19 protein-coding genes are annotated in these 22,597 nt (G+C 72.1%); 12 read left to right on the top strand and 7 right to left on the bottom strand.

Translation table 11 applies throughout. The features are described 5' to 3' along the window. Positions 1-18: 18 nt before the first annotated feature. From BW996_RS06915 to BW996_RS06935, 5 genes are all read right to left on the bottom strand, one after another. A complete protein-coding gene (locus BW996_RS06915) occupies positions 19-1,161 on the bottom strand; it encodes a GNAT family N-acetyltransferase (protein WP_037479656.1) in 1,143 nt (380 codons plus the stop codon). After that, positions 1,158-3,110, bottom strand: coding sequence for an MFS transporter (locus tag BW996_RS06920; protein WP_037479654.1), 1,953 nt, complete (start codon positions 3,108-3,110; stop codon positions 1,158-1,160). Before BW996_RS06920 ends, BW996_RS06915 begins: the two co-directional genes overlap by 4 nt. A gap of 145 nt (positions 3,111-3,255) precedes the next feature. Beyond that, complete coding sequence (locus BW996_RS06925) at positions 3,256-4,065, bottom strand: DUF2145 domain-containing protein (protein WP_037479653.1); 810 nt, start codon at positions 4,063-4,065, stop codon at positions 3,256-3,258. Next, positions 4,062-4,493, bottom strand: coding sequence for a hypothetical protein (locus tag BW996_RS06930; RefSeq protein ID WP_037479652.1), 432 nt, complete (start codon positions 4,491-4,493; stop codon positions 4,062-4,064). The genes BW996_RS06925 and BW996_RS06930 overlap by 4 nt, the downstream gene beginning before the upstream one ends. A 115-nt stretch (positions 4,494-4,608) precedes the next feature. Next, the gene (locus tag BW996_RS06935; RefSeq protein ID WP_051631694.1) at positions 4,609-5,094 is read right to left on the bottom strand and encodes a YiaA/YiaB family inner membrane protein; all 486 of its coding nucleotides are present in this window, start codon (positions 5,092-5,094) and stop codon (positions 4,609-4,611) included. A 147-nt stretch (positions 5,095-5,241) separates the two neighbouring features. Here BW996_RS06935 and BW996_RS06940 point away from each other — a divergent pair, with 147 nt between their 5' ends. The 12 genes from BW996_RS06940 (at position 5,242) to BW996_RS06995 (ending at position 19,433) form a co-directional block, all read left to right on the top strand. Beyond that, positions 5,242-6,006, top strand: coding sequence for a helix-turn-helix domain-containing protein (locus BW996_RS06940; protein WP_037479650.1), 765 nt, complete (start codon positions 5,242-5,244; stop codon positions 6,004-6,006). A gap of 102 nt (positions 6,007-6,108) precedes the next feature. Continuing rightward, positions 6,109-7,368: an ABC transporter substrate-binding protein gene (locus BW996_RS06945; RefSeq protein ID WP_051631693.1), complete on the top strand. Its 1,260-nt coding sequence runs from the start codon at positions 6,109-6,111 to the stop codon at positions 7,366-7,368. Between the two features lie 24 nt (positions 7,369-7,392). Further along, positions 7,393-8,325 carry a carbohydrate ABC transporter permease gene (locus BW996_RS06950; protein ID WP_037479648.1) on the top strand — a complete coding sequence of 311 codons (933 nt, stop codon included), beginning with the start codon at positions 7,393-7,395 and terminating at the stop codon, positions 8,323-8,325. Between the two features lie 2 nt (positions 8,326-8,327). Beyond that, on the top strand, positions 8,328-9,269 hold the full coding sequence (locus tag BW996_RS06955; RefSeq protein ID WP_037479646.1) for a carbohydrate ABC transporter permease: 942 nt from the start codon (positions 8,328-8,330) through the stop codon (positions 9,267-9,269). A gap of 19 nt (positions 9,270-9,288) precedes the next feature. Further along, positions 9,289-10,428, top strand: coding sequence for an ABC transporter ATP-binding protein (locus BW996_RS06960; RefSeq protein WP_037479644.1), 1,140 nt, complete (start codon positions 9,289-9,291; stop codon positions 10,426-10,428). Positions 10,429-10,509: 81 nt separating this feature from the next. Continuing rightward, a complete protein-coding gene (locus tag BW996_RS06965) occupies positions 10,510-11,676 on the top strand; it encodes a LacI family DNA-binding transcriptional regulator (RefSeq protein WP_076458796.1) in 1,167 nt (388 codons plus the stop codon). Further along, complete coding sequence (locus BW996_RS06970) at positions 11,592-12,698, top strand: Gfo/Idh/MocA family protein (RefSeq protein ID WP_037479642.1); 1,107 nt, start codon at positions 11,592-11,594, stop codon at positions 12,696-12,698. Before BW996_RS06965 ends, BW996_RS06970 begins: the two co-directional genes overlap by 85 nt. A 124-nt stretch (positions 12,699-12,822) precedes the next feature. Then, entirely contained in the window at positions 12,823-13,575 is a 753-nt protein-coding gene (locus BW996_RS06975; protein ID WP_051631692.1) for a sugar phosphate isomerase/epimerase family protein, read from the top strand. A 7-nt stretch (positions 13,576-13,582) separates the two neighbouring features. Next, positions 13,583-14,659, top strand: a complete 1,077-nt coding sequence (locus BW996_RS06980; protein WP_037479640.1) for a sugar phosphate isomerase/epimerase family protein — start codon at positions 13,583-13,585, stop codon at positions 14,657-14,659. After that, positions 14,656-15,813 (top strand): Gfo/Idh/MocA family protein, encoded by a 1,158-nt coding sequence (locus BW996_RS06985; protein ID WP_037479638.1) that lies wholly within the window; start codon positions 14,656-14,658, stop codon positions 15,811-15,813. Before BW996_RS06980 ends, BW996_RS06985 begins: the two co-directional genes overlap by 4 nt. A gap of 81 nt (positions 15,814-15,894) precedes the next feature. After that, positions 15,895-18,354: a beta-glucosidase H gene (locus BW996_RS06990; RefSeq protein ID WP_037479636.1), complete on the top strand. Its 2,460-nt coding sequence runs from the start codon at positions 15,895-15,897 to the stop codon at positions 18,352-18,354. A 44-nt stretch (positions 18,355-18,398) separates the two neighbouring features. After that, a complete protein-coding gene (locus BW996_RS06995) occupies positions 18,399-19,433 on the top strand; it encodes a pirin family protein (protein WP_037479635.1) in 1,035 nt (344 codons plus the stop codon). A 191-nt stretch (positions 19,434-19,624) separates the two neighbouring features. Here BW996_RS06995 and BW996_RS07000 read toward each other — a convergent pair whose 3' ends face one another. After that, positions 19,625-21,439: a PhoX family protein gene (locus BW996_RS07000; protein ID WP_037486137.1), complete on the bottom strand. Its 1,815-nt coding sequence runs from the start codon at positions 21,437-21,439 to the stop codon at positions 19,625-19,627. Then, positions 21,436-22,596, bottom strand: coding sequence for a CaiB/BaiF CoA transferase family protein (locus BW996_RS07005; RefSeq protein WP_037486126.1), 1,161 nt, complete (start codon positions 22,594-22,596; stop codon positions 21,436-21,438). The genes BW996_RS07000 and BW996_RS07005 overlap by 4 nt, the downstream gene beginning before the upstream one ends. Between the last annotated feature and the right edge of the window lies 1 nt (position 22,597).

A 22,597-nucleotide genomic window follows, 5' to 3' on the forward strand; every position in this document is an offset into this window, starting at 1 on the left:
GCCAGCGGGCGGCTCCGCTCAGCCGCGCAGACGTCGCCCCAGCCCCTTCAGGAAAGCCACCGGCGCCAGCTTCGAGTGCAGGTTCCAGACCGACAGGCGCCGGGTCTGCAGGCAGTCGTCGTACCAGGACATCGCCGAGGCCGGTGCCCCGTCGGGCTCGCGCAGATTCACCAGCCGGCTCTCGGTCGCGGTGGTGGCGAAGCCGTGCTGCAGCGCCTCGAGCAGCAGCAGCAGGCTGGGCGTGTGCGCGGCGCGGGCCGGGTCGAAGCAGGCGTGGCGCTCGATCCAGAGGTGGCCGCTGCGCAGCCGCAGCAGCCCGGCCACCTCGCCCTGCTCGACGCTGCCCAGCAGCCAGACCGCCGCGTCGCCGTCGGCTGCCAGGCGCGGCAGCCATTCGCGGTAGAAGGCGACCCGGCGCTCGTCACCGCCGATCGTCACGCCGCCGCCCTGCTCGCGCAGCCCGGCCTCGAGCGCGAGATAGCGGTCGAAGGCGGCCAGGATGTCCTGCGGCGTGTCGGCCACCGCCACGCACAGCCCCGGCATGGCCGCGGCCAGCTGCTGGCGCGCCTGCAGCCGCTGCTCGCGCAGGGCCTCCGGCCGGCGCGACAGATGGGCCGGCCAGGTGCCGGTCAGCGGCTGGAAGGTCGAGATCACGTCATCGCCCAGCTCGGCCTGGAAGCCCGGGCCCGGCTCGGCCAGCTCGCGCAGCGGCCAGCTGCCGGGGTCGAGCTCGCGCAGGTCCAGCACCTGCCAGTCGGCCCGGGTCGCCTGCAGATGGCGCCACAGCGCCGCCCAGACCGCATCGGCATCCTCCAGCGCGAGCACGCCCGGGCGATCGCCCTCCAGGATGCCGATCTGGCGCAGCACCTTCAACGTCATGCCGTAGTGGCGCTCGCTGGTGCGCAGCAGCGGCAGCACGCCGATCAGGCGCTCGTCGTCGGCGCGCACCGTCATCACATGCAGCTCGTCGCCGGCGCCGAGCAGGTGGCGCGCGGCCAGCTGCACATGGCGCCAGCGCACGAAGGGCCCGCCGTGCACCGCCCGGCGCTCGAGCGCTTCCCAGTCGGTGCGCAGCGCGCTCAGGCCGTCGGCATCACGCACGACGCTGACGCTCGGTTCGATGGCGGTGGACAGCAGCGGAGCGGGGGCGGAGACGTTCATGGGGTCGATGTTCTGGAAAGGGAATGAGTGTCGAGCAGCTGCTGCACCTGGTGCTGCAGGCCTTCCGGCGTGAGCCCGCGGGCGGGCATCGGCGCGGCCACCGCCACGCCGATGCGGCTGAACAAACCCCGGCGCAGCGGCCGGGCCAGCGCGCGGCCGCCCTCGATGCGAGAAAAGCTCGAGCCCCACAGGTCGAGCAGCGCCACCGGCACCACCGGCACCGGATCACGCTCGATGATGCGGGCGATGCCGCCGCGGAAGGGCTGAAGCCGGCCGTCGCGGGTGATGCCGCCTTCGGGAAAGATGCCCAGCAGGTCACCGTCGGCCAGCACCTTCGACGCGGCCTCGAAGGCGCGCTGGTAGACCGCCGGATCCTCCTTCTGCGGCGCCACCGGAATCGCGCCGGCCAGCCGGAACAGCGCGCCCAGCACGGGCGTGGCGAAGATGCGGTGGTCCATCAGGAAGCGGATCGGCCGCGGGCTGGCCGCGGCCAGCACCAGCGCGTCGACGAAGCTCACATGGTTGGCGGCGATGACCGCCGGCCCCTCGGCCGGAATGTGCTCGACACCGCTCACCCGCAGCCGGTAGACGACATGGGTCAGCACGAAGGCGACGAAGCGCAGCAGGTACTCCGGCACCAGCAGGAAGATGTAGCCCGCCACCAGCGCATTGGCCAGGCCGGTGGCCAGGAAGACCTCCGCGATGCTGAAGCCCGCCGACAGCATCGCGCCCGCCAGCAGGGAGCTGGCGATCATGAAGAGCGCGTTGAGGATGTTGTTGGCGGCGATGATGCGCGCACGGTGGCTCTTCGGGGCGCGCAGCTGGATCAGCGCGTACATCGGCACGCTGTAGAGCCCGGCCGACAGCGCCATCAGCGCCAGGTCGAGCATCACCCGCCAGTGCGCCGGCTGCGCCAGAAAAGCCGCCACGCCCCAGGGCGCGGCCGGCGCGGCCAGACCGCTGGAGGCGAAGTACAGGTCGACCGCGAACACCGTCATGCCGATCGCGCCCAGCGGCACCAGGCCGATCTCGACCTGGCGGCGCGACAGCACCTCGCACAGCAGCGAGCCCGCGCCGATGCCCACCGAGAACACCACCAGCAGCAGCGAGGCCACCCGCTCGTCGCCGTGCAGCACCTCCTTGGCGAAGGACGGGAACTGGCTCAGGAAGACCGCGCCAAAGAACCACATCCACGAGATGCCCAGCAGCGAGCGGAACACCACGAGGTGGCCATGCGCCAGCTTCAGGTTGCGCCAGGTCTCGGTCAGCGGGTTCAGGTTGATGCGCAGGCCCGGGTCGGTCGCCGGCGTTGCCGGCACCTGGTGCGCGCTCAGCCGGCCCAGCAGCGCCAGCGCCACGCAGGCCACGGCCACCGCCGCCGGCCCCGTGCCGGGCAGGCCGATCAGCAGGCCGCCGGCGACATTGCCCAGCAGGATGGCCACGAAGGTGCCCATCTCGACCATGCCGTTGCCGCCGGTGAGCTCGCGCTCGGACAGGTGCTGCGGCAGGTAGGCGAACTTGACCGGGCCGAACAGCGTCGAGTGCAGCCCCATCGCGAAGACGCAGGCCAGCAGCGTGACCACCCGCACCTGGTCGTCGGTCTGCACGAAGGCCCAGCCGGCCAGCGCCATGATGCCGATCTCGAGCGACTTGACCCAGCGCATCAGCAGCGCCTTGTCGAGCTTGTCGGCCAGCTGCCCGGCGGTGGCCGAGAACAGCACGAAGGGCAGGATGAACAGCGCCCCGATCACCAGCCCGGCCAGCGAGGGCGGCAGCCAGGCCAGCTGCAGCTGGTAGGTCACCAGCACGGTCAGGGCGAACTTGAACAGGTTGTCGTTGGCCGCCCCCAGGAACTGGGTCCAGAAGAAGGGCGCGAAGCGGCGCTGGCCGAGCAGCGCGAACTGGCTCGGCTCGGCAGCAGGCGTTGACGGGGTGTCGATGGGCATCATCGCGGTCAGGCTTCAGGCGCACGGCGGGTACCGTGCCGATGATCGCGGCAATCCGGAGAATCCCGCGCGCGGAAAGAACGGTTTTGCCGGTTCAGTTTTTCCGGATCCGATCAGGATCCGGCTGCGCAGACCTTCAGGGAGACCCTCAGGGAATGGTCTGCGCCGGGCCGGCCAGTCTCGCACTCTGCAGGAAGGCGAACACCGAGTCCACGGTCACCGTGTCGATGCGGTCGGCGAAGCGGCGAGCGCCGGGATGATCGTCGAAGGCGACATTGGCGGTGCCGACGCGGGCGCCCAGGCGCTGGCCGGCGCTGAGGTTCAGCGTGGTCGGCTGGTAGCCCTTGAACTGCAGCCAGGCCTGGGCGCGGCTGCGGTCGCAGGCGCCGGGCTCCATCGCGCAGGCCAGCGTTTCCAGCGCCCACTGGTTGCTCTGCTGATAACGCTGCGCCCAGGGATAGGCCACCATGCTGTAGGGCTTGTGGTGCAGCACGGCCGCCCGGGCGTTGTCCTGCAGCATCGGCCGCAGCGCCTCCTGCACGGCCGGCGTCGGGATCATCAGACCGGCCTCGAAGGCGTGGAGATCGTCGCTGAAGAACTCGGCCAGCCCCTGCCGGTAGAGCGCGGATTCGGCCGTGCCGCATTGATTAAGCTTGTGGACCACGCGCCAGGCCTTGGCCGCATCGTCGCGGTAGACATAGCCGAGATGCGAGTAGCGCAGACCGTAGCGGTCGAGGTTCTGGCCGCGCCGGGCGATGACGACCAGCCGGGCGCCGCTGTCATCCAGCCAGCGCGCCGTCTTCACGGCCAGGTCGAGCGAGCGACGGATCTGGTCGACGCTCGGCGGCTTCTCGGTGCAGTTCTGGCCGGCCTGCGCGGGCCCCACGGCCATCGCGGTGAGCAGGGCCAGCGCCGCGGCGGCCACGGCCCGAGGCGTGGAGGTGTTCACGGCGTTCATCGCGTCATCCGTTCGTTGTGGATCAGCGACTGGCCGATCTCGTTGGGCACGAAGCACAGCGCCTTGCCGGCAGCCGACAGGATCCAGCCAGCGCTCAGCGCGGTCACCACCACGGCGGTGCCGGCGGTGACGGACACCGCCTCGGCTCCGGCTGCGCTCAGCGTCAGCACGACGCTGGCGCCGGTGGACGCCTGGGTCAGCACCCAGACCGTGCCGGCAGCGGCGACCTGCACGCTGGCCACCGTCAGCGTGGCGCCGGCCGAGAGCACCGCCGCGGCTGGCGCCGCCGAGATCGCCAGCGGCACGCCCAGCGAGAGCGCGGACAGGGCGCTGGCCTCGGAGCCGCCGCGGTGGGCGTGGGCCGCCATCGGCGCGACGGCGAGGGTGGCGGCGAGCAGGAGCGAGAGAACGGGGTTGTGCAGGGGCATGAGGTCACCTCTTGGGTGGGTGCCCGCCTTCGCGGGCATGACGAAAGGGCGCAGTGGCTCGGTCGGGTCGGGTCGGGTCGGGTCAGGTCGATCGGCTCGGGTGGGGTTGGGGGCGTCAGGCCTCGTCGCGGGCTTCGCGGCGGCCTTGCAGGCGGGCCTCGAGCACATCGGCCTCATGGGCATCGCGCAGCGTCTTGGCCAGCGTGAACACCGAGGAGATCAGGTAGAGCCAGCTCACCACCAGGTAGGCCTTCCAGACCGGCTGCACTTCCATGCGCCACAGACCCCAGGCCGTCAGCGCCATCGCCAGGAAGAAGCCGCCCCAGACGACCCACTTCCAGCCCGGGGTGTCGCTGCGGCGCTTCTCGTTGTCGCGGATGAACTTCGACAGGCCGAAGGCCGAGGTCAGGCAGAACAGATAGCCCATGACCATGAAGGCGCGGTCCAGATCCTGCCCGGGCAGCCAGGCCAGCCCGGTGGCGCACAGCATCGCCGCCAGACCGAAGGAGATCCAGACCTGGGCACGCCAGGCGCGGGTGTCGCGGCGCACGACCGGCGCAGGCATCGAGACCGAGAACGGGGAAGAGGCATCGGAAGACATGGCGTGTGACCTTTCGGCGGAGAGTTGCGAGGCACGGGACGGATGTTCCGCGCGCGCCCTCCGCGGTGCAACAAGACGCCACGCAATATCAAATCACGCCCAGACAAGTATCATCAGACGATACTTTTTAGATCTCACCCTCGCTCCATGAGCACCACCGCCGACCTGATCCGTGTCCTCAAGGCCGAGCTGAAGAGCGCCGGCATCACCTATGCCGCGCTGGCGGCGCAGCTCGGCCTGGCCGAGTCCAGCATCAAGCGCATGTTCGCGCAGGGCGACATGCCGCTGTCGCGCATCGACGCGATCTGCCGGGTGCTGCGCACCGACTTCGCCGAGCTCTCGCGCCGGCTCGCCGACGAGCACACCACCACCCGCATGGAGCTGACGCAGGAGCAGGAACGCGCCGTCGTGGCCGACCGGCGCCTGCTGCTGGCCGCCATCTGCTGCCTGAGCCAGTGGACCTTCGAGCAGATGCTCGCCAGCTACCGCTACGAGCCGGCCGAGCTGGTGGGGCTGCTGCTGCAGCTCGACCGCCTGGGCATCATCGAGCTGCGCGAGCACAACCGCTACCGGCTCAAGGTCAGCAAGACCTTCCGCTGGCGCCCGCACGGGCCGGTGATGCAGTTCTTCCGCGCCGAGGTGGTGCCCGACTACTTCCGCGGCGGCTTCGACGGCGAGGGCGAGCAGCTGATGCTGGTGCACGGCGAGATCAACCGCGCGCTGGCACCGGTCTTCAACGAGCGCCTGGCGCGCATCGGCGCCGACTTCGCCCGCCAGCACCTGGCCGACCAGCGCCTGCCCGAGGACCAGAAGCAGCCCTTCACGATGGTGGTGGGCCTGCGCTCGTGGCTGTTCGGGCCCTTCCGCGATCTGCGCCGGCCGACCGCAGACGAGTCCGGGACGAACCCGTAAAGGGTTTTCACTTCAGGGTTTCCACTCTGACCGGATCGGTGCCGTCTTTCCGAAACTTGCGTCGCTGGAAACGGTTCCAGACATAAGCAAGGAGACAAGACAATGAGCGTTCCGACCCGACCGGAGCAGCGCCTGCGCATGCCCCTGCACCTTCTGGCCGCCACCCTGGCGACCTTCGCCCTGGCGGGCACCGCCCAGGCCCAGAAGGCCGAGGTGATCCACTGGTGGACCTCCGGCGGCGAGTCGGCCGCGATCAAGGAATTCGCCACTGCCTTCCAGAAGTCCGGCGGCACCTGGGTGGATGCGGCGGTAGCCGGCGGCGAGAACGCGCGCGCCGCGGCGATCAACCGCATCGCCGGCGGCAACCCGCCGACAGCGGCGCAGTTCAACACCTCCAAGCAGTACCACGACATCATCGCCGAGGGCCTGCTCAACGACATCGACGCCGTCGCCGCCAAGGAAGGCTGGGACAAGTGGATGCCTGCGCCCATCGTGCAGGCGATCAAGGTCAAGGGCCGCTACTACGCGGTGCCGGTCAACATCCACAACCCGACCTGGTTCTGGTATTCGAAGGCGGCGCTGCAAAAGGCCGGCGTGGCGGCCGAGCCGAAGTCCTCGGACGAGTTCTTCGCCGCGCTGGACAAGCTCAAGGCCGCGGGCGTGGTGCCGCTGGCCCTGGGCGGTCAGGCCTGGCAGGAGGTGACCACCTTCTACGCCTGGATGCTGCACGCCGGCGGGCCGGAGCTGTACCTGAAGTTCTACCGGGACCGCGACGCCGCCACGGTGGCCTCGCCGGCCTTCCGCAAGGTGCTGACGGACTTCAAGCGACTCAAGAGCTATGTGGATCCGGGCTCGCCCGGGCGCAACTGGAACGACGCCACCGCGATGGTGATCACCGGCAAGGCGGGCTTCCAGATCATGGGCGACTGGGCCAAGGGCGAATTCGTCGCCGCCAAGCAGACCGCCGGCAAGGAGTTCGGCTGCTTCGCCGGCTTCAGCCCCAAGTCGCCCTACATGATCGCCGGGGACGTCTTCGTCTTCCCGAAGACCGGCAACGCCGATGCCATCAAGGCCCAGCAGGCGCTGGCCACCGTGATGACCTCGCCGGCGGCGCAGGTGGCGTTCAACAACCGCAAGGGATCGATCCCGGTGCGCACAGATGTCGACGTCAAGGCGATGGACCTGTGCGCCCAGGCCGGCATCGCCGCGCTGCAGGACAAGAGCCGCCACATCGCCAACCCCGACATGCTGATGGCCCCGGACCAGATCGGCGCGGTGCAAGACGCGGTGACCAAGTTCTGGAACACCAACCAGTCGGTCGACGACGCGGTCAAGGCCCTGCAGGCCGCGATCAAGGGCTGACGCCCCCCCGGCACGGAGCTCGCGATGGCTGCCCTCCCCCTCGACCGTGCGCCTGACGCACGCCCTGGCCGACGCGGCCGGCGCACCGCCTGGGCGGCGCAGGCGGCGCTGCTGCCGATGGCGCTGACGGTGCTGCTGGTCTACCTCGGCACGGTGCTGTGGTCGATCCGCATCTCGACCACCTCGTCGAAGATCTTCCCCAAGTCCGACTTCGTCGGCCTGGAGCAGTACGTGCGGCTGTTCGAGACCGAGCGCTGGCTGGTCTCGCTGCACAACCTGGCGATCTTCGGCGTGCTGTTCGTGGCCGCCTGCCTGGTGCTGGGCTTCCTGCTGGCGGTCTTCATCGACCAGAAGGTCAAGGGCGAGGACCTGCTGCGCACCGTCTTCCTCTACCCCTACGCGATGTCCTTCGTCGCCACCGGACTGATCTGGCAGTGGATGCTCAACCCGGAGCTGGGCATCCAGGCGACGCTGCGCGCCTGGGGCTGGAGCGAGGCGAGCTTCGACTGGATCGTGCGCCAGGACCGGGTCATCTACACCGTGGTGATCGCCGCGGCGTGGCAGGCCTCGGGGCTGGTGATGGCGATCCTGCTGGCGGGCCTGCGCGGGGTGGACCCCGAGCAGTGGAGCGCCGCGCGCCTGGAGGGCATCCCGCGCTGGCGCTACTACCTGCACATCGTGCTGCCGCAGCTCGCGCCGGCCTTCGGCACCTGCTTCGTGCTGCTGGCCGTCGGCGTGGTCAAGGTCTTCGACGCGGTGGTGTCGATGACCGGCGGCGGCCCCGGCACCGCCAGCGAGGTGCCGGCGAAATTCATCATGGACAACCTCTTCACCCGGGCCAACGTCGGCCTGGCCTCGGCGGCCTCGACGGTGATGCTGCTGACGGTGCTGGCGCTGCTGGCCCCGTGGATGTACTGGCGCCACCAGACGTCGCGCCGCAACGCCGGAGGACACTGAACATGGCCGCCACCCTGTCGACCCGCGACACCCCGCCGGCGCCGGTGCGCAGCGCACCGGCCGCCCCGGGCCGCCGCCGCGCCCGGCCGGCCGCGCGCCTGTCGCCCGGACGCCTCGGCGTCTACGCCTTCTTGCTCACCACCGCGGTCTTCTTCCTGCTGCCGCTCTACGTGATGCTGGTGACCTCGTTCAAGCCGATGGAGGAGATCCGCCTGGGCCAGATCTTCGCGCTGCCCGCGGCGCCGACGCTCGACGCCTGGGCCAAGGCCTGGTCGAGCGCCTGCACCGGGCTGGAGTGCGGCGGCATCCGCGGCGGCTTCTGGAACTCGGTCGTCATCGTCGTGCCCAGCGTCGCGCTCTCGATCCTGTTCGGCGCGATCAACGGCTACGCGCTGACCTTCTGGCGGGTGCGCTGGGCGCCGCCCCTGTTCGGCATCCTGCTGCTGGGCACCTTCATCCCCTACCAGGTGATGATGTATCCGCTGGTGCGCGCCTTCGCGGCGGTCGGTCTGTTCGGCTCGCTGCCGGGCATCGTGCTGATCCACATCGGCTTCGGCATGCCGGTGATGACGCTGCTGTTCCGAAACTACTACGCGGGCCTGCCGGCCGAGCTGTTCAAGGCCGCACGCATCGACGGCGGGGGCTTCTGGCGCATCTTCTTCCAGCTGATGCTGCCGATGTCGGTGCCCATCACCATCGTCGCCGTGATCATGCAGGTGACCGGCATCTGGAACGACTTCATCCTGGGCCTGGTGTTCGCCGGGCGCGAGCACCTGCCGATGACGGTCCAGCTCAACAACATCATCAACACCTCCTTCGGCGAGCGCGAATACAACGTCAACATGGCCGCGACCCTGCTGACCTCGCTGGTGCCGCTGGCCATCTACCTGGTCTCGGGCCGCTGGTTCGTTCGCGGCATCGCCGCCGGCGCGGTCAAGGGCTGAACGCAACGGAAGACGCCACATGAGCCTGTCCACTGCCTCCTCCTCCCGCGCCGACGTGCGCATCCGCGACCTCGACATCGTGCTGGGCGGCACGCCCATCCTCAGCGGCATGAACCTGGACATCGAGCCGGGCGAGTTCATCGTGCTGCTCGGGCCCTCGGGCTGCGGCAAGTCCACGCTGCTGCACTCGATCGCCGGCCTGATCGAGGCGCATGACGGGCGCATCGACATCGGCGGGCGCGACGTGACCTGGGCCGACCCGAAGGACCGCGGCATCGGCATGGTGTTCCAGAGCTACGCGCTCTACCCGACGATGACGGTCGAGAAGAACATGTCCTTCGGCCTGCGCATCGCCGGCACCGACCGGGCCGAGATCGACCGCCGGGTGCAGCAGGCCGCGCGCATGCTCCAGCTGGGCGAGCTGCTGCAGCGCAAGCCCTCGCAGCTCTCGGGCGGACAGCGCCAGCGGGTGGCCATCGGCCGCGCGCTGGTGCGCGACGCCGGCGTCTACCTGTTCGACGAGCCACTGTCCAACCTCGACGCCAAGCTGCGCGGCGAGTTGCGCCGTGAGCTCAAGAGCCTGCACCAGACGCTGGGCGCGACGATGATCTACGTCACTCACGACCAGGTCGAGGCGATGACGCTGGCCACCCGCGTGGTGGTGATGCGCAAGGGCCTGATCCAGCAGATCGGCACGCCGGCGGAGGTCTACCAGCGCCCGGCCAATCTGTTCGTCGCCGGCTTCCTGGGCTCGCCAGGCATGAACTTCGTGCGCGGAGGCCTCGCGCTGCGCGAGGGCCGGCCGGTCTTCACCGGCGCGGGCCTGCAGATCGACCTGGGCCACCAGGACTTCGCCGAGGCGCCGGCCGACGGCCGCGAGGTGGTGCTGGGCGTGCGCCCGGAGCACCTGCTGCTGCACCGCCCGGACGGCGCGCTGCCCGGCCCCGGCCTGCTGCCGGCCGGTCGCGCGCGGGTCACGATGGTCGAGCCGCTGGGCGCGCAGACCACCGTCTGGCTGGAGACGCTGGCGCCGCAGCCCGCACGCATCGGCGTGCAGGTCGCCGCCGACAGCGAGCCGGAGGTCGGCACCGAACTGGCGCTGCTGGCCGAGGCCAGCCGGCTGTCGGTGTTCGATGCCGCCAGCGAGCTGCGCCTCTGATACCGGCCCCGGTTGTCAGCCCCGAGCCACCCCCACCCGCGAGAATCCGGCCCTTCCAGCGAACAACGACGGAACAGCAGAATGGCCAGCACGATCAAGGATGTCGCCCGCCTCGCGGGTGTAGGCGTGGGCACCGCCTCGCGGGTGATCTCGGGCAAGGGCCCGGTCGCCCCGGAGACGGCCGCGCGGGTGCAGCAAGCCATCGAGACGCTGGGCTTCCGGCCCTCGAGCATCGCGCGGGCGCTCTCGCGCAAGAGCCTGGACATGCTCGGCGTCTACGTGCCGCAGTACCAGGGCCTGTTCTACGGCCCGGTGCTCGAAAACATCGACCGCGAACTGCGCGATGTCGAGCGCCACATGGTCGCGGCCAATGGCTGCGACTGCGGCGACGCGCGCGACCAGGCGCTCGACGGCATCGACTTCCTGCGCCAGCGCGAGTGCGACGGCCTGCTGCTGATGAGCCACGAGCTCCACGACGACGACATCCTCCAGCTGCACGCGCAGATGCCACAGCTGGCGGTGCTCAACCGCATCGTGCCGGGGCTGGCACCGATCTGCTTCTCCAGCGACCACGAGTTCGGCGGCCGGCTGGCGGCGCAATGCCTGCTCCAGGCCGGGCACCGCCACATCGCCATCCTCAGCGGCCCGAACCATGCGCCCGACAACGAGGCGCGCCTGCGCGGCTTTCTCGATACCCTCGGCGAGGCGGGCGTGACGGTGCCGCCCGAATGGATCGTCACCGGCGACTTCACCACCTCAACCGGCCGGCGTGCGGCCGAGACGCTGCTGGCGCGCTTCGGCACGCATCTGCCCTTCTCGGCGCTGTTCTGCGCCAACGACCCGATGGCGATCGCCGCGATCGGCGTGTTCTTGATGGCCGGCGTGCGCGTGCCCGAGGACCTGTCGGTCGTCGGCTACGACGACTGCGACTTCGCCGCCCATGCCTGGCCGCCTCTGACGACGGTGCGCATCGACATCGGCGCGGTGGCGGCGCAGGCCACGCGCGATCTGCTCAACCGCTGCTACGGCCTGGATCTGGCCGTGGCGCATGACTTCCAGCCGACGCTGGTACGGCGGGCCTCGGTGTGCCCGCCCACCCGCACGGTCCCGCCCTCCGCCGGAGGGCCACCGAACATCCCGGACCTCACGGAGACCCCAGCCCCATGGCCACGAAGCGACGCCCTGCCCGCGGCGATGCCCTCCCCATCGGCATCGTCGGCTGCGGCAACATCTTTCCCGCCTACCTGAACACGCTCGCGCGCTGCGCGCAGGTGCGCATCGTCGGCATCGCCGACGCCAGCGCGGACCTGGCGCGACAGCGGGCCGAGGCGGCCGGCCTCACGGCGATGGGCCTCGACGAGCTGCTCGCCAGCGAGGCGCAGCTGATCCTGAACCTGACGCCGCCACAGGTCCATCACGAGATCGGCCTGAAGGTGCTGCACGCGGGCAAGCACTTCTTCACCGAGAAGCCCCTGGCCGCCACCTTCGCCCAAGGGCAGGAACTGGTGGCGCTGGCGCGCGAGAAGGGCCTGCGGGTGGGCTGCGCGCCCGACACCTTCCTGGGTGCGGCCGGCCAGGCGCTGCGCGCGCTGATCGACGCCGGCACCGTGGGCGAGGTACGCCACGGCACGGCGCAGTTCATGAACCACGGCCCGGACCACTGGCATCCCAATCCGGCCTTCTTCTACCAGCCCGGCGGCGGCCCGCTGCACGACGTGGGCGTCTATTACCTGACGCACCTGGTGAACCACTTCGGGCCGGTGGTGCGGCTGCGCTCGACCTCGCACATCACCCACGCCCGGCGCCGCGTGCCCTTCGGCCCCTGCGAGGGTCAGGTGCTGCCGGTGGCGGTGCCCACGCATGTGGTCACCCAGCTCGAATTCGCCAGCGGCCCGCAGATCGTGCTGACCTCCAGCTTCGATGTCTGGACGCACGGGCACGCGCCGATGGAGCTCTACGGCGACGACGGCACGCTGCAGGGCGCCGATCCGAACCAGTTCGGCGGCACGGTGCGCCACAACCGCCAGACCGGCGACTGGGTGCGCGCGCCGGGCGGGCGGCCCTACACCACCAACAGCCGCGGCATCGGCCTGATCGACATGGCCCGCGCGCTGCAGGAGGGCCGCCCGCACCGCTGCAGCGCGGAGATGGCGCTGCATGTGCTGGAGGTGATGGACCTGGCGCTCGCCTCCGGCCGCGACGACGGCCGCCCGGTCACGCCCAGCACCACCTGCGAGCGCCCCGCGCCGCTCGAGGGGCGCCTGAGCTGAGCGCCGCGCCGCCCCTGCGCTGACCCCGGCCCCGGCCGGGGCGCGCACACCGTCATTTCGTGTTTCCTTCCGGTCCGATCCTGCCCGCCGGGCGAGGAGGACCCGTCACGCCCGGAGATCCGCCATGAGCATCCTGTCCGTCCAGATCTATTCGCTGCGCGAGGCCGGCGACCTCGACGCCCAGCTCGCGCTGGCCCGCGCCGCCGGCTTCGAGTGGATCGAGTCCGTCGCTGGCCACGGCCTGCCGCCCGAGGACTTCGCCGCCCGCGTCGCCGCGCACGGCCTGAAGGTGTCGTCGATGCACGTCAGCCTGGCGATGGCCGAGGGCGAGCCGGGCACGGTCATCGCGCTGTGCCGCGCCACCGGCTGCACCAAGGTCATCGTGCCCTGGCTGCCGATGGGCGAGCGCGCCGCCACCGCCGCGGGCTGGCAGGCGATCGGCGCGCGGCTGGCCGCGATCGGCGAGCGGCTCAATGCCGAGGGGCTGCGGCTGGCCTATCACAACCACGAGTTCGAGTTCCTGCACTACGACGGCCGGGCTGCGCTGGACTGGATCTTCTCGGCCGCGACGCCCGCGCAGCTCGGCTGGGAGGCCGATCTGGGCTGGACCGCGCGCGCCGGCGCCGATCCGCTGGTCGAGGCGCTGGCACGCGCTGACCGGCTGGTCGCCGTCCACGCCAAGGACATCGCGCCGCCCTCGACCGCGGTGGACGAGGACGGCTGGTGCGCGCTGGGCCAGGGCATCGTCGGCTGGGCCGCGCTGGCCGAGGCGCTCCGGGGCCGGGTCGAGCTGTTCGTGCTCGAGCATGACCGCCCGCAGAACCCCGCCGCGATGCTGGCCACCAGCTTCGCCTTCATGCGCGAGCACCTGGGCTGAGGCGGCCATGACGACGACCTCCTCCCCGATCCGCGGCCCCGGCCTCTTCCTGGCACAGTTCGCCGGCGACGCGGCGCCCTTCGACTCGCTCGACGGGCTGGCCGGCTGGGCCGCCGGCCTGGGCTACGCGGGCGTGCAGATCCCGAGCTGGGATGCGCGGCTGATCGATCTGGCGCTGGCGGCCGAGAGCCAGACCTACTGCGACGAGCTGCGCGGCCGTCTGGCCGCGCACGGCCTGGAGATCACCGAGCTGTCCACGCACCTGCAGGGCCAGCTCGTCGCCGTCCACCCCGCCTACGACCTGCCGATGGACGCCTTCGCGCCTGCGGCCCTGCGCGGCCGCCCGGCCGAGCGCACCGCCTGGGCGCAGCAGCAGCTCCACCTGGCCGCGAAGGCCTCGCGGCGGCTCGGGCTGAGCGCGCACGCCACCTTCAGCGGCGCGCTGGCCTGGCCCTACCTCTACCCCTGGCCGCAGCGCCCGGCCGGGCTGGTCGAGGCCGCCTTCGACGAGCTGGCGCGGCGCTGGCGGCCGATCCTGAACGCCTTCGACGAAGCCGGCGTCGATGTCTGCTACGAGGTCCATCCGGGCGAAGACCTGTGCGATGGCGCCAGCTTCGAGCTGTTCCTGGAGCGCGTGGGCCAGCACCCGCGCGCCAACCTGCTCTACGACCCGAGCCACCTCGTGCTGCAGCAGCTCGACTACCTCGCCTACATCGACGTCTATCACGAGCGCATCAAGGCCTTCCACGTCAAGGACGCCGAGTTCCGCCCGAGCGGCCGCCAGGGCGTCTACGGCGGCTTCCAGAGCTGGAAGGACCGCGCCGGGCGCTTCCGCTCGCTGGGCGACGGCCAGATCGACTTCCGTGCCATCTTCAGCAAGCTCACCCAATACGGCTATCGCGGCTGGGCGGTGCTGGAATGGGAATGCTGCCTCAAGCACCCCGAGCAGGGCGCGGCCGAGGGCGCGCCCTTCATCCGCGATCACCTGATCCGCGTGGCCGACAAGGCCTTCGACGACTTCGCCGCCAGCGGCACCGACACGGCCGCCAACCGCCGCATGCTCGGCCTGGAGTCACAGGCATGAGCGCGCCGGTGTCCGCGCCGCGTCGCCTGCGCCTGGGCATGGTCGGCGGCGGCCAGGGCGCCTTCATCGGCGCCGTGCACCGCATCGCCGCGCGCCTCGACGACGACTGGCAGCTGGTGGCTGGCGCCTTCTCGTCGGACGCAGAGCGCGCCCGCGCCAGCGGCGCCGAGCTGCGCCTGGATCCGGCGCGCTGCTACGGTGACTGGCAGGCGATGGCCCGCGCCGAGGCCGCCCGCCCCGACGGCATCGACGCGGTGGCCATCGTCACGCCCAACCACCTGCATGTGCCGGTGGCCACCGCCTTCATCGAGGCCGGCATCGCGGTGATCTGCGACAAGCCACTGGCCGTCTCGCTCGACGAGGCGCGAGGCCTGCAGCGGCTGGCCCGCGCGCGCCGCGTGCCCTTCGCGCTGACCCACAACTACAGCGCCTACCCGGTGATCCGCGCCGCCCGCGCGATGGTGGCCGCCGGCGAGATCGGCACACTGCGCCTGGTGCAGGTCGAGTACGCCCAGGACTGGCTGGCCGAACCGCTGGAGGCCGGCGGCCACAAGCAGGCCGCCTGGCGCACCGACCCGGCGCAGGCCGGCCCGGCGGGCTGTCTGGGCGACATCGGCACCCACGCCGCGCAGCTGGCCGAGTTCGTCAGCGGCCAGACGCCCGCGCAGATCAGCGCCGAGCTGCACCGCTTCGTGCCCGGCCGCCGGGTCGATGACCATGTGCAGGTGCAGCTGCGCTACGCCGGCGGCGCACGCGGCCTGCTCTGGGCCAGCCAGGTCGCCACCGGCGAGGCCAACCACCTGCGCCTGCGCCTGTACGGCAGCCGCGCCGCGCTGCACTGGGACCAGGAGGCGCCCGAGCAGCTCTGGCTGAACCGCCTGGGCGAGGGTTCGCTGTGCCTGCGCCGCGGCGGTCACGGCTGGCCGGAGAGCGCCGCCGGTCTGGCCGGCGTCACCCGCACGCCTGCCGGTCACCCGGAAGGCTACCTCGAAGCCTTCGCCCAGCTCTACCGCGACTTCGCCGCCGACCTGCGCGACCCGCAGCCCAGCCCGCGCGTGCCCGGCCTGGCCGACGGCGTGCGCAGCCTGGCCTTCGTCGAGACGGTGCTGGCCAGCACCGCGCGCGACGGCGCCTGGACCACCCTGCCCGACTGAGCCCGCCCAGCCTGCACCGTCATGCCCGCGCAGGCGGGCACCCACGAACGACATCCCCCGACCCCATCGCCACACGACATCATGAATACGGCCCTCGATATCCCCGCCCTGCTCGACGCCCTGACGCTGGAGGAGCAGGTCAGCCTGCTGACCGGCGCCGACTTCTGGACCACGGTCGCCATCCCGCGCCTGGGCATCCCGGCCGTCAAGGTCACCGACGGGCCGAACGGCGCGCGCGGTGGCATCTTCAACGGCGGCCCGCAGACCGCCTGCTTCCCCGCGGCCATCGCGCTGGGCTCGACCTGGGACCCGGCGCTGATCGCCGAGGCCGGCCGCGCGCTGGCCGAGGAATCGCGCCTGAAGGGTGCTGGCGCCCTGCTGGCGCCCACCGTCAACCTGCACCGCTCGACGCTCAATGGCCGCAACTTCGAGTGTTATTCAGAAGATCCGCACCTGACCGGCGAGATCGCCTGCGGCTACATCCGCGGCCTGCAGTCGGGCGGGGTGGCGGCCACCATCAAGCACTTCGTCTGCAACGACAGCGAGGTCGAGCGCATGTCGATCGACTCGGTGGTCGACGAGCGCACGCTGCGCGAGCTCTACCTGGTGCCGTTCGAGAAGGCGGTCAAGGAAGCCGGCGTGCAGGCGGTGATGACCTCGTACAACCGCATCAACGGCGACTTCGCCGCCGACCACGCGCCGCTGGTGCGCGACGTGCTGCGCGGCCAGTGGGGCTTCGACGGCCTGGTGATGTCGGACTGGTTCGCCGAGCACGCGACCGAGAAGTCCGCCACCGCCGGCATGGACCTGGAGATGCCCGGCCCGACCCGCCAGCGCGGCGCCGCGCTGGTGCAGGCGGTGCGCGAGGGCCGCGTGCCGGCCGAGGACGTGCGCGCCTGCGCCGGGCGTGTGCTGCAGTTCGTCGAGCGCCTGGGCGCCTTCGCCCGGCCCGGCATCCCCGAGGAACGCGCCGAGGACTCGGCCGAACGCCGCGCGCTGATCCGCCGCCTGGGCGCAGCCGGCTGCGTGCTGCTGAAGAACGAAGGCGAGCGGCTGCCGCTGAGCGCCAGCGCCCGCACGATCGCGCTGATCGGCCCGAGCGCCGAGACCGCACGCATCATGGGCGGCGGCAGCGCCAACGTGAACGCGCTGCACCGGATCACGCCCCGCCAGGGCCTGGAGGCCCAGACCGACGCGACGATCCTGAGCGCCCCCGGCGCCGACTGCCACCGCTGGACACCGGTGCTGCAGCAGCCGATGGCCGTCGAGTTCTTCGCCAGCACCGACCTCAGCGGCGAGCCGGTGGCCCGCGCCGTCTACCCGAGCAGCGAGAAGGTCTGGGCCGGCGAGGTCCTGCCCGGCATCGACCCGATGCGTTTCAGCGCCCGCGCGACGCTGGAACATACGCCCGCCGAGGACGGCGAGCACCTGATCTCGCTGACCAGCGCCGGCCGCACGCGCGCCTTCATCGACGGCGAGCTGGTGGTCGATGCCTGGGAGAGCTGGTCACGCGGCGAGACCTACTTCACCTTCGGCTGCGACGAGCGCATCGTGCGCCGCACGCTGCGCGCGGGCCAGCCGCTGCGCATCACGATCGAGTTCTCCTCGCCCACCGAGGTGGACGTGGCCTTCAAGGCGCTGCGCCTGGGCCTGCACCGCCCGCGCGGCGAGACGGACCTGGCCGAGGCAGAGACCCTCGCCCGCCAGGCCGATGTCGCGCTGGTCTTCATCGGCCTGAACGACGAATGGGACTGCGAGGGCCTGGACCGCCCCGACATGCGCCTGCCGCACGGCCAGAACGCGCTGGTCGAGCGGGTGGCCGCGGCCAACCCGAACACCATCGTCGTGCTGCAGACCGGCGCGCCGGTGGAGCTGCCCTGGATCGACCGCGTGCCGGCGGTGCTGCAGGCCTGGTATCCGGGCCAGGAATGCGGCCATGCCATCGCCGACGTGCTGCTGGGCCGTGCCGAGCCGGGCGGGCGCCTGTCGCAGACCTGGCCGGTGCAGCTCGCGGACGTGGTGACTTCGCAGGGCGACGCGCGGCGCTACCCCGGCCAGGGCGGCCGCGTCGTCTACGAGGAAGGCGTGTTCATCGGCTACCGCCACCACGACAGCCGCGAGATCGCGCCGCGCTTCGCCTTCGGCCACGGCCTGGGCTACACGCGTTTCGCCTGGGAGACGCCGCAGGTGGACCGCACCCGCTTCGCGCCGGGCGAGGCGGTGACGGTGTCGGTGCGCATCACCAACACCGGCGCGCGCGCCGGCAGCGAGGTGGTGCAGCTGTATGTGGCCGACGTGCACAGCCGCGTCGAGCGCCCGGCGCAGGAGCTCAAGGCCTTCGCCAAGCTGCACCTGCAGCCCGGCGAGAGCGCCGTCGCCACGCTGACGCTGGGCGAGCGCGCCTTCGCCTTCTTCGACGCCGAGCGCGGCGGCTGGGTGGCCGAGGCCGGCGAGTTCCGCCTGCGCCTGGGCGCCTCCTCGCGCGACCTGCGCGCCGAGCTGGCGGTGACGCTGACGCACGACGGCTTCACCGCCGCCTGAGCCCGCACGAGCACGGGAAGAGGCGCGGCCGTACAGTGGGCGGCATGAGCTCCACCCCTGACGCCCTCGCCTTCCTGCCGCTCGGCTTCCCGTGGCCGACGCAGGATCCCTTTCTCTTCTGCGTCCACCACGACGACCGCTACCCCGCCGGCAACGGCCGCTTCGGCCCGGCCGCGTCGCTGGCCGGGCGCCAGATCGGCAGCGACTTCTCGTACCGCGACGGCTGGAGCCTGTACCACGGCCAGCAGGTGCCGGGCTTTCCCGCACACCCGCACCGCGGCTTCGAGACGGTGACGCTGGTGCGCACCGGCCGCATCGACCACGCCGACTCGGCCGGCGCGGCCGCGCGCTACGGCGACGGCGACGTGCAATGGCTGACCGCCGGTCGCGGCATCCAGCACAGCGAGATGTTCCCGCTGCTGCGCACCGACGCGCCCAACCCGCTCGACCTGTTCCAGATCTGGCTGAACCTGCCGGCGCGCAGCAAGTTCGCCGCGCCGCACTTCACGATGTTCTGGGCCGAGCAGATCCCGCGCCGCGTCGCGACCGATGCCCAGGGCCGGCGCACCGAGCTGCTGTGCGTGGCCGGCGCGCCCGCCGATCTGGCCGCGCCGCCGAGCCCGCCGCCCGACTCCTGGGCCAGCGCGCCGGACGCCGACGTGGCGATCTGGACGCTCAAGCTCGACGCCGGCGCGCGGCTGACGCTGCCGGCCGCGCGCGGTGGTGCCACGACAAAGCGCCGGCTCTACTTCTTCCTCGGCGACGGCCTGCGCGTGATGGACCAGCCGGTGCCGGGCCACTGCGCGCTCGACGTGGCCGCCGAGCGGCCGGCCGAGATCGTCAACACCGGCACCACGCCGGCCGAGCTGCTGATGCTGCAGGGCCGCCCGATCGCTGAGCCGGTGGCGCAGCACGGCCCCTTCGTGATGAATACGCCCGCCGAGATCCGCCAGGCCTTCATGGACTACCAGCGCACCGGCTTCGGCGGCTGGCCCTGGGGCGACGCCGCGCCGGTGCATGGCGAAGACGCCGCCCGCTTCGCCCGGCACCCGGACGGCCGCATCGAGCGGCCGGAGTGACGCCGCGCCACGCCCCCCGTCTCCCGTCACCCCCGCCACCCCGCCACGCGCCGTCACCCCCGCGCAGGCGGGGGCCCACGGCCGCACATCGCGTCACCCCCGCGCAGGCGGGGGCCCACGCAGGGCACGGCTGCGGCAATTCGTAGGTTCCCGCCTTCGCGGGAATGACGGGGGGGGGCGGCGAGCGTCGCTCAGCCCCCGATCACCCCGCCATCGTCCTTCGTCACCGCCACCGTCGCCGAGCGCGGCCGGCCGCCGGGCGCGGGCCAGCCGGCGTCGGGGTGCTGGATGTTGAGGAACAGCGTGCGGCCGTCGGGCGCCATCACCGGGCCGGTGACCTCGCAGCCCGGCGGCGCGACCAGGAAGCGGCGCATCTGCGGCCCGCCCGGCGCGTTCGGATCGCAGGCCAGCAGCTGGTTGCGCGGCAGCCAGAGCCGCTCGCCGGGCGCAGCCTCCAGCATCGGCGCCGCATCGGTGGCCACCCAGAGCCGTCCGAAGGGATCGACCGTCAGGCCGTCGGGGCTGCTGAAGGCGTCGCCCGCGGTCTCGCCGCCGCCCAGCGCGACGATGTCCCACTGGAAGGTCTCGGCCGCCAGATCGCCGCCGTGGCGCCAGCGCAGGATGTGGCCGGTCGGGTTGGGCGCGCGCGGGTTGGCCGCATCCGCGCCAGGCAGGCCAGGCTTGCCGCGCTGCGCGTTGTTGGTCAGCGTGACGAAGACCTCGCCGGTGACCGGGCTGATCGCGGTCCACTCGGGGCGGTCCATCTTGGTGCCGCCGAGGCGGTCGCTGGCCTCGCGGGTGCGGATCACCACCTCGCCCTGATCGGCGAAGCCGTTCTCGGGCGTCAGCCCGCCCTGCCCGTGCGTCAGCGGCAGCCAGCGGCCGCGCCCGCCCGCATCGAAGCGCGCGACGCTGAGCGTGCCGTGGTCGAGCAGGTCGCGGTTGGCCGCGAAGCCGCCGGGGCGCACCCGGTCGCGGCTGACGAAGCGGTAGATGTATTCGAAGCGCGCGTCCTCGCCCATGAAGACCACCGCGCGGCCATCCTTCGACACGCCGGTGGCGGCGCCTTCGTGGACCGCGCGGCCCAGCGCGGTGCGCTTGACCGGGGTCATCGTCGGATCGTGGGGATCGATCTCGACCACCCAGCCGAAGCGGTGAAACTCGTTGGGGTGGCGGCGCAGGTCGAAGCGCTCGTCGTGCAGATGCCAGCGCGCCCAGTTGCCGCGCCCGCCCGCCTGCAGACCCCAGCGCCGCTGCGAGGCGCCGGGCTCGGTCGGCGGCTCGAAGTAGCCCTGGATGTTCTCCTCACAGGTGAGGTAGGTGCCCCAGGGCGTGGCGTTGGCGGCGCAGTTGGCGAAGGTGCCCAGGATGCGCCGACCCTCGGGATCGGCGGCGGTGCGCAGCAGCGCGTGGCCAGCCGCCGGCCCGCTGACGGCCATCGGCGTGTCGGCGGTGATCCGCCGCGCCTGACGCGAGGGACGCACCACCGACCAGGCGGCGGCCGCGCCCTCGCGCCGCACCTCGATGACCGACACGCCGTGCGCGGCCTGCGAGCGCGCGACCTGCTCCGGTGTGCGCGCGCCATCCGCCAGCGAGGCCGCGTCCAGGTGCAGCAGCCGCTCGTCGGTGTACTCGTGGTTCAACGCCAGCAGGCCGTGACGTGTCCGGGCCTGCCGACGGCCATCCAGCGGGAAGAAGGCCATGCCGTCATGGTGCATGCCAGCCTGCAGCCGCTGCGCAGCCGGCGTGACCAGCACGTCGCTGCCCCAGGGGGTGACCTCGGCCTGGCCGGTCGCATCACCCCAGGCGTAGAGCACCCGCGCGGTGTAGCCTGGCGGCACCGCCAGCGGCGCCTCCACCGTCATCGGCACCGGCGTGAAGCTCAGTGCCGGCGCCGTGCCGGCGCTGCCCGCCTGCGCACGCCCGGCGCCCAGGCTGGCCAGCATCATCCAGGCCGCCGCCGCGCCCAGGCTGTGCCGGCGGGTGGGATCGAAAGTCTCGTTCATCGCGTCCATCCTTCTCCGTCATGTTCACCCAGCCGGGGCGCCGGCCGGAACAGGCCGCCGGGCGTGTCGCTGAGCTTGGGCACCACGCCGGGCACCTCCAGCGCCAGGCCATCGGCGGTGACGATGCGCTCGATCATCTGCCGCGCGCGGTAGTGCGGATCGGCGGCGATGTCGCGCACCGTGTAGATGCGCCCGACCGGCACCTGCACCGCCTGCAGCGTCGCCACCACCGTGTCCACCGGCCGCTGCACCGTCCACTGCGTGATCGCCGCGTCGATCTCGTCGATCCGGGCGACGCGGCCGGCGTTGTGGGCCAGATCCGGCGCCTCGGCCAGGTCGGCGCGGCCGATGGCGGTCATCAGGCGGCGGTAGATCGAGTCGCCGTTGCCGCCGATGACCACCTGGCCGTCGGCGCAGCGGTAGGCGTTGCTCGGCGCGATGCCGGGCAGGGCCGAGCCGGCCGGCTCGCGCACCGCGCCGAAGGCGCTGTACTCGGGCAGCAGGCTTTCCATGCAGTTGAAGACCGCCTCGAACAGCGCGACATCGACCACCTGCCCGCGCCCGGTGCGCGCTCGCGCCTGCAACGCCAGCAGCACGCCGATGACGCCGTGCAGCGCCGCCAGCGTGTCGCCCAGGCTGACGCCGGCGCGCACCGGCGCGCGCCCCGGCTCGCCCATCAGGTGGCGCATGCCGCCCATCGCCTCGGCGACGACCGCGAAGCCCGGCAGGTCGCGGTAGGGCCCCGTCTGCCCGTAGCCGCTGATGCGCAGCATGATCAGGCCGGGGTTGTCGCGCGCCAGCTCGTCGAAGCCCAGGCCCCACTTCTCCATCGTGCCGGGCTTGAAGTTCTCGATCAGCACATCGCACTCGGCGGCCAGACGGCGCACGTCGGCGCGGCCCGGCTCGGTGCGCAGGTCGAGCGCGACGCTCTTCTTGTTGCGGCTCTGCACCTGCCACCAGACGCTGGTGCCGTCGTGCAGCAGGCGCCACTGGCGCAGCGGATCGCCCGTGCCGGGCGGCTCGACCTTGATGACCTCGGCGCCGAAGTCGCCCAGCGTCTTGCCGGCGAAGGGGCCGGCGATCAGCTGGCCGAGCTCGAGGACCTTCAGGCCGGCGAGCGGACTGCGCGAATGGGAGGGGGAGGCGGTGTCGGACATG

Source organism: Sphaerotilus natans (assembly GCF_900156335.1).
GTDB lineage: Bacteria > Pseudomonadota > Gammaproteobacteria > Burkholderiales > Burkholderiaceae_C > Sphaerotilus > Sphaerotilus natans.

Bases quoted from the DNA above. Each gene is read 5' to 3' on its own strand.
- BW996_RS06915 (WP_037479656.1), bottom strand. From the start codon at position 1,161: ATGAACGTCTCCGCCCCCGCTCCGCTGCTGTCCACCGCCATCGAACCG.
- BW996_RS06920 (WP_037479654.1), bottom strand. From the start codon at position 3,110: ATGATGCCCATCGACACCCCGTCAACGCCTGCTGCCGAGCCGAGCCAG.
- BW996_RS06925 (WP_037479653.1), bottom strand. From the start codon at position 4,065: ATGAACGCCGTGAACACCTCCACGCCTCGGGCCGTGGCCGCCGCGGCG.
- BW996_RS06930 (WP_037479652.1), bottom strand. From the start codon at position 4,493: ATGCCCCTGCACAACCCCGTTCTCTCGCTCCTGCTCGCCGCCACCCTC.
- BW996_RS06935 (WP_051631694.1), bottom strand. From the start codon at position 5,094: ATGTCTTCCGATGCCTCTTCCCCGTTCTCGGTCTCGATGCCTGCGCCG.
- BW996_RS06940 (WP_037479650.1), top strand. From the start codon at position 5,242: ATGAGCACCACCGCCGACCTGATCCGTGTCCTCAAGGCCGAGCTGAAG.
- BW996_RS06945 (WP_051631693.1), top strand. From the start codon at position 6,109: ATGAGCGTTCCGACCCGACCGGAGCAGCGCCTGCGCATGCCCCTGCAC.
- BW996_RS06950 (WP_037479648.1), top strand. From the start codon at position 7,393: ATGGCTGCCCTCCCCCTCGACCGTGCGCCTGACGCACGCCCTGGCCGA.
- BW996_RS06955 (WP_037479646.1), top strand. From the start codon at position 8,328: ATGGCCGCCACCCTGTCGACCCGCGACACCCCGCCGGCGCCGGTGCGC.
- BW996_RS06960 (WP_037479644.1), top strand. From the start codon at position 9,289: ATGAGCCTGTCCACTGCCTCCTCCTCCCGCGCCGACGTGCGCATCCGC.
- BW996_RS06965 (WP_076458796.1), top strand. From the start codon at position 10,510: ATGGCCAGCACGATCAAGGATGTCGCCCGCCTCGCGGGTGTAGGCGTG.
- BW996_RS06970 (WP_037479642.1), top strand. From the start codon at position 11,592: ATGGCCACGAAGCGACGCCCTGCCCGCGGCGATGCCCTCCCCATCGGC.
- BW996_RS06975 (WP_051631692.1), top strand. From the start codon at position 12,823: ATGAGCATCCTGTCCGTCCAGATCTATTCGCTGCGCGAGGCCGGCGAC.
- BW996_RS06980 (WP_037479640.1), top strand. From the start codon at position 13,583: ATGACGACGACCTCCTCCCCGATCCGCGGCCCCGGCCTCTTCCTGGCA.
- BW996_RS06985 (WP_037479638.1), top strand. From the start codon at position 14,656: ATGAGCGCGCCGGTGTCCGCGCCGCGTCGCCTGCGCCTGGGCATGGTC.
- BW996_RS06990 (WP_037479636.1), top strand. From the start codon at position 15,895: ATGAATACGGCCCTCGATATCCCCGCCCTGCTCGACGCCCTGACGCTG.
- BW996_RS06995 (WP_037479635.1), top strand. From the start codon at position 18,399: ATGAGCTCCACCCCTGACGCCCTCGCCTTCCTGCCGCTCGGCTTCCCG.
- BW996_RS07000 (WP_037486137.1), bottom strand. From the start codon at position 21,439: ATGAACGAGACTTTCGATCCCACCCGCCGGCACAGCCTGGGCGCGGCG.
- BW996_RS07005 (WP_037486126.1), bottom strand. From the start codon at position 22,596: ATGTCCGACACCGCCTCCCCCTCCCATTCGCGCAGTCCGCTCGCCGGC.